A 4638-nucleotide genomic window follows, 5' to 3' on the forward strand; every position below is an offset into this window, starting at 1 on the left:
GGAGCGGCCGGGCCGGTGACATTCGGCGAACACCGCGAGAATATCGAGTTGCCGCTGTACCAACTGGTCAACGGTACGCCGACTTCGATCAAAGAAGATACCGCCCCGCCGCAGGCCGGCGAGCAGTGATTGTGCTTGCGGCACGCGGTTGATCCTGGCCGCTTTCAGATTATATTACCCCCAACCGAACGAACCATCGCCTGTTATAACTGGAGAAGCCTATGGCTGAGAAAAATGTCGCCCTCAAGATGATCATGAACGGCAAGGAAATCGACGTGTCCTACGAGGAACTTGCCCTGTCGAATAATCTCGCACAGGAGGCGCTGGTTCGTCTGCTGATCCAGAAGAAACTGTTCGAGCCGAAAGAACTGATCGATATGATGGAAACAGTCAAGAAAGAGCGGTACCGCCTGCCGGAGAAGAAGTAGTTCGATCATGGCCGACACCGACAAGCAACCGGTTGACTCGGAAATGCGGGCGGGAGTCGCGGCAGCAGATTCCGGCCCGGTGCTGGAGTGGACCGTTCACCCGGTCAAGCGCCAGCCGCTGGTGTCAGCCGCGGTCACCCTGTTTGTTGTCCTGGTGGCGGTCTTCGTCTATAGCTGGATGCAGTCGCACTGGTTCACCATACTGGCGCTGGTGATCATGCTCGGCTCACTGGCCAAGTTCTATTTTCCGACTCAATACAAGCTGACCGATCGCGCAGTTACTGTGAAAAGTACCACCCAGACACTGGTGAAGGAGTGGAAGCTCTACCGCAATTGCTATCCCGACAAGAAGGGCATTCTGCTCTCGCCGTTCGTGACGCCGTCGCGGCTCGAAAACTTCCGCGGATTGTACCTCATGTTCGAGGGGAACGCCGAACAGGTGACGTCGTTCGTGCGTGAACGAATCGCCCGGTCACACGAGAATGCAGCAACGACGGAAGCGAAATCATCGAGTGAGGGGAGTGACCGATGAGCTTCTTCCGGGGCGAGCCGCCGATAGATGATCCGTCGTTCCAGCCGCTGCCCGAGGACGAGATGGCGGTGCTTGATAAAGCCGCCAAGTGGTTTGTAAAGTGGGGCGCTGCCGGAACGGTGGCGGGGATCATGATCGGCGAGTCGGTCAAGCCGGCCAATTTTATAATCTCGCAGGCTCTGATCTTTTTTGAGCCGATGGCGCAAATCGTTTTCAATCCTCAGGAGTATGCTACGTTTTATCGGGCGCTGGAGAAACGGCAGAGTGTGGAGATACTGCTGCAGAAGATCGAAGCGTATGATGCTGTCGCAAAGCAGAGAGAGCGCGCGGTCAAGGCGTGGTACAAGATTGAGAAGCGGAAGTGGAAATGGTACCAGCGCTACCTTGGTATCTTTCCGCCGAAGACCGACCCGCCTGAGTGGGTGAAAAATCCTCCTTCCGATGCGGACGAGCTTGACAAGATCATCACGCAATACAAGAACGATCCGAGGCACTTTACCCGGTAGCCCACAGCTTGGGGCCAGTTGAAAAAACCCACGTTGTGGTGTCGGTCAGCCCGCAGGGGCGGGGGCCGAGACCTTCTGTCATCCACATGACCCTGAGTTAGCCCGTTCGACGCAGTTTTGCACATCCGGCATGAACCCCACTGCAGATAGACAGGAATCCCCTTAGCCGGGCCGTATTCGCGCGTAATCAGCCGCCCACCGCTTTGGCGTCAACAGTTAAAGTGCAGCTTTAAGTCCGCTTTCACCCGGATTTTTCGGCAGAGAAGTTGCAGTGCCGGCAGGTGGGCTGATGCTGCAGCCCGGAAGGAAGGCGAGACCATGAACACGATCACGAAACTGTCGATCTGGAAGAACTCCGTACTCGCCGTGATTTTCATTACGGCGGAGGTTATTGGTATAGGGCCGATCTCCAGGTACCGGGTGGGGGAGTGCTACACGTTGCTTACCCAGACCGGTGCGCCGTTGCTGTGGCTGATCGTGTACATGCTTTTCTGCTTCGTCTGGCCGGTGATCGATCTTCTCGCGATCATTGTCAAGCCGCGCCTGACGATCAACAACCTTGGCTTCCCGGAGCGCTAGGCCGAGGAGGAGTACCGTAGGTCGGGTTCGCCGCATTGACGATTGGAGCGGCAAACCCGACATTATTCATCCTGCGATTGCTGCTTTGGATTGGGCCGCATTGTCGGGTTGGTCGTCGTTCGCTCCGCTCACACCGCCTGAACCCGACCTACGAATCATCCCGTTCGATCGTGGCAGGTTCGAAGCGGACCTGCCCTACAAGATCCCCCACGATGGTTGTTTCAGCTCAGCTCTCTCTTCGGCAGCACCAGCTGCCCCTCGGAGCGGGCGATATAGGTCGCGGCAGTGATGTCGCCAGTCACGTTGAGAGTCGTGCGGCACATATCGAGGATGCGATCGACGCCAAGTATTATGGCAATCAGTGCGGGGTTCACACCGATAGTCGTCAACACAACTATGATAAATGGGATCGATCCCGATGGCACCCCTGCCGTACCGATCCCCCCCAGTATCGCCAAGTACGCAACCATGATTTGTTGTCCGAGGCTGAGGTCCAGTCCGGATAACTGCGCCAGGAACAGCACGGTGACTCCCTCGTAGAGCGCGGTGCCGTTCTGGTTGGCGGTGGCGCCGATTGTCAGTACAAACGAGTTGATCTCGCGCGGCACGCCTAAGTTGCGTTCGGTCTCGGCCAGCGCGGTGGGCAGGGTGGCGTTCGACGATGAGGTCGAAAACGCTGTCAGCATGACGGTTTTGATTCGCCGGAAGAATTCGAGCGGGTTGATTCGCGACAACAACGATATCGATAATGAGTAGACGCCGAACATGTGCAGGCCGAGGCCGAGCAGTACGGTCACCATAAACCAACCGAGTGCCTGCAGCAAGTCGACCCCGAACTGGGCGGTGTTGTTAAACAGCAGACAGGCGACCGCATAGGGGGCGATATGCATGACCAGGTCGATCAGTCTTGCCGACAGCGCAAACAACGCGTCCATCACGCGCACAAACGGGTCGCTGATATTGGGGGGTACCAGTGTACAGGCGATTCCAAGCACCAGCGCGAAGAACATGAGGTGAAGCATGTTCGGTGTTTCGCCGGCGACCGCGGCGATCGGGTTCGACGGCATAATCGTTTTGATCAGCTTCATCATCGGTGAGTCGTTGTTCGATGCAGTCGCGGATTCTATCCGCTTAGCCGCCTCGCCGCCGTAGCGTTCTTCGAGACGAAGCGCGGTTACCTGATCGATGTGTTTGCCGGGTTTGATCGTATTGGCCAGAGTCAGACCGATCACGACCGAAATGGCTGAGATGATCGCAGTGTAGGCGAAGGTCTTGAGACCGACCCGGCCTAGTTTGCGCAGATCGCCGATCCCGGCGACACCGACCACCAGCGACGAGAACACGAGGGGGATGACCAACATGAGGAGGAGGCGGAGAAACAGCGCACCAATTGGTTCAGTGATATGCCGCACAATCCACGCGACCGCCGTGTCATCACCTCCCGCGCCAAGATTCACTGCCAATCCGGCGATAACGCCGACCGATAGGCCGTAGAAGATCTTCATGTGGAGCGGTTTCTTGCGGCGAGGGGCGGTTGAGGTGGTAGCAAATGTCATAGGTCTGATATCGTCAATGTGATGCGAATATCAGGGAATGTTGAATAACGCGCAAGGATTGTAAGCACTGTCAGCCACACTTGGGCTGAGATAGACGGCCATCAAGTGTAGTAGGGCGGGCTTGCTTCAAGCCCGCCAATCAATCACTTCACAAAATACGCTGTCGCGAATTCCTGGATCAGCTTGCGCAGCGTCTCGATTTCAGCAAGATCGGTAGTCTGTTTCGCTTTCATCGCGTGCACGGTGATCCTGTGCATCAGGGTCAGCTGCGTCAGGTACTTGTTCCAGGCGATCTGGTCGCTCGGGTCGGCCGGTTTGATCCGCTGGAACATGAAATACTGGGTGGCGACTTCCTGCAGTTGGTCGGCGTGGTCTTCCTTGTTGGAAATCCAGCGCACCAGTTGATTGTAGTTCTTTTCGCCGGCGGCGGAAAGCTCAACGATCTGATTGATCGCTTTCTCGATTGTCGTTACATGCTCCTGCATGAGCACGACTCGCGCGGAGTCATCGTAAATGCCGCACGGAATCTCGCAGTGGGCGAACGCCGTGCCCGCGGACACAGTAACGAGAGCCATCGCGAAAAGTACAGTCTGTTTCATCATAGCGTGAATCCTTTCAGTTTGTTTCACAGAGGCCAAATCGCCTATCAGAACAGTGTCGCGCAAGTAAATGTTCGCGAGCGGGGGAGACTTGTGGTGCTGAATCCCCGGCCCCGCAATGGTTGCTTGCCCCCTGGGTGGGATGGAGATTCTGACGGACAATGCGGGCTGTTCTCGCCCGCGTGGTTTGCTAGTGCCATTCCAACTAATATCTCCTAAATAGTTTTAGTGGGGCATTGGGGCGGGCGTGTTTTCTATTCCGCCAGGTCAGGTAGCGGTAAATGCGGCGTCGGCGGGAAGTATGATCGTGGTCATCGGAGTTGTTGAGGCAGAAGTTCTTGAGGGGGCCGAAATGGGCTTCGATAGCGTTGAGCCAACTGGCATAGGTTGGTGTCCAGACCAACCGGATATTGTGCTGACGAGCAAACCGTTTCAGCG

Annotated in this window: 7 protein-coding genes; 4 read left to right on the plus strand and 3 right to left on the minus strand. The window is 56.6% G+C overall.

The genetic code is table 11. The features are described 5' to 3' along the window. Positions 1-221 precede the first annotated feature (221 nt). The 4 genes from AB1772_13135 to AB1772_13150 all read left to right on the plus strand — a co-directional run bounded on the left by AB1772_13135 (position 222) and on the right by AB1772_13150 (position 2045). Positions 222-428 carry a hypothetical protein gene (locus AB1772_13135; GenBank protein MEW5797285.1) on the plus strand — a complete coding sequence of 69 codons (207 nt, stop codon included), beginning with the start codon at positions 222-224 and terminating at the stop codon, positions 426-428. A gap of 7 nt (positions 429-435) precedes the next feature. Beyond that, positions 436-960, plus strand: coding sequence for a hypothetical protein (locus AB1772_13140; GenBank protein MEW5797286.1), 525 nt, complete (start codon positions 436-438; stop codon positions 958-960). Further along, positions 957-1466, plus strand: coding sequence for a hypothetical protein (locus tag AB1772_13145; GenBank protein MEW5797287.1), 510 nt, complete (start codon positions 957-959; stop codon positions 1464-1466). The genes AB1772_13140 and AB1772_13145 overlap by 4 nt, the downstream gene beginning before the upstream one ends. Positions 1467-1784: 318 nt before the next feature. Continuing rightward, a complete protein-coding gene (locus AB1772_13150) occupies positions 1785-2045 on the plus strand; it encodes a hypothetical protein (GenBank protein ID MEW5797288.1) in 261 nt (86 codons plus the stop codon). A 221-nt stretch (positions 2046-2266) separates the two neighbouring features. Here AB1772_13150 and AB1772_13155 read toward each other — a convergent pair whose 3' ends face one another. The 3 genes from AB1772_13155 to AB1772_13165 form a co-directional block, all read right to left on the minus strand. After that, entirely contained in the window at positions 2267-3601 is a 1335-nt protein-coding gene (locus tag AB1772_13155) for a dicarboxylate/amino acid:cation symporter (protein MEW5797289.1), read from the minus strand. Between the two features lie 143 nt (positions 3602-3744). Next, positions 3745-4203: a superoxide dismutase [Ni] gene (locus AB1772_13160; protein MEW5797290.1), complete on the minus strand. Its 459-nt coding sequence runs from the start codon at positions 4201-4203 to the stop codon at positions 3745-3747. 202 nt (positions 4204-4405) lie between these two features. After that, the gene (locus tag AB1772_13165; GenBank protein MEW5797291.1) at positions 4406-4636 is read right to left on the minus strand and encodes a transposase; all 231 of its coding nucleotides are present in this window, start codon (positions 4634-4636) and stop codon (positions 4406-4408) included. Between the last annotated feature and the right edge of the window lie 2 nt (positions 4637-4638).

The organism is Candidatus Zixiibacteriota bacterium (assembly GCA_040752815.1).
In the GTDB taxonomy this organism is placed as follows: domain Bacteria; phylum Zixibacteria; class MSB-5A5; order GN15; family FEB-12; genus JAGGTI01.

Excerpts from the sequence above, each read along its gene's own strand:
- AB1772_13135 (MEW5797285.1), top strand. The coding sequence starts at position 222 with ATGGCTGAGAAAAATGTCGCCCTCAAGATGATCATGAACGGCAAGGAA.
- AB1772_13140 (MEW5797286.1), top strand. The coding sequence starts at position 436 with ATGGCCGACACCGACAAGCAACCGGTTGACTCGGAAATGCGGGCGGGA.
- AB1772_13145 (MEW5797287.1), top strand. The coding sequence starts at position 957 with ATGAGCTTCTTCCGGGGCGAGCCGCCGATAGATGATCCGTCGTTCCAG.
- AB1772_13150 (MEW5797288.1), top strand. The coding sequence starts at position 1,785 with ATGAACACGATCACGAAACTGTCGATCTGGAAGAACTCCGTACTCGCC.
- AB1772_13155 (MEW5797289.1), bottom strand. The coding sequence starts at position 3,601 with ATGACATTTGCTACCACCTCAACCGCCCCTCGCCGCAAGAAACCGCTC.
- AB1772_13160 (MEW5797290.1), bottom strand. The coding sequence starts at position 4,203 with ATGATGAAACAGACTGTACTTTTCGCGATGGCTCTCGTTACTGTGTCC.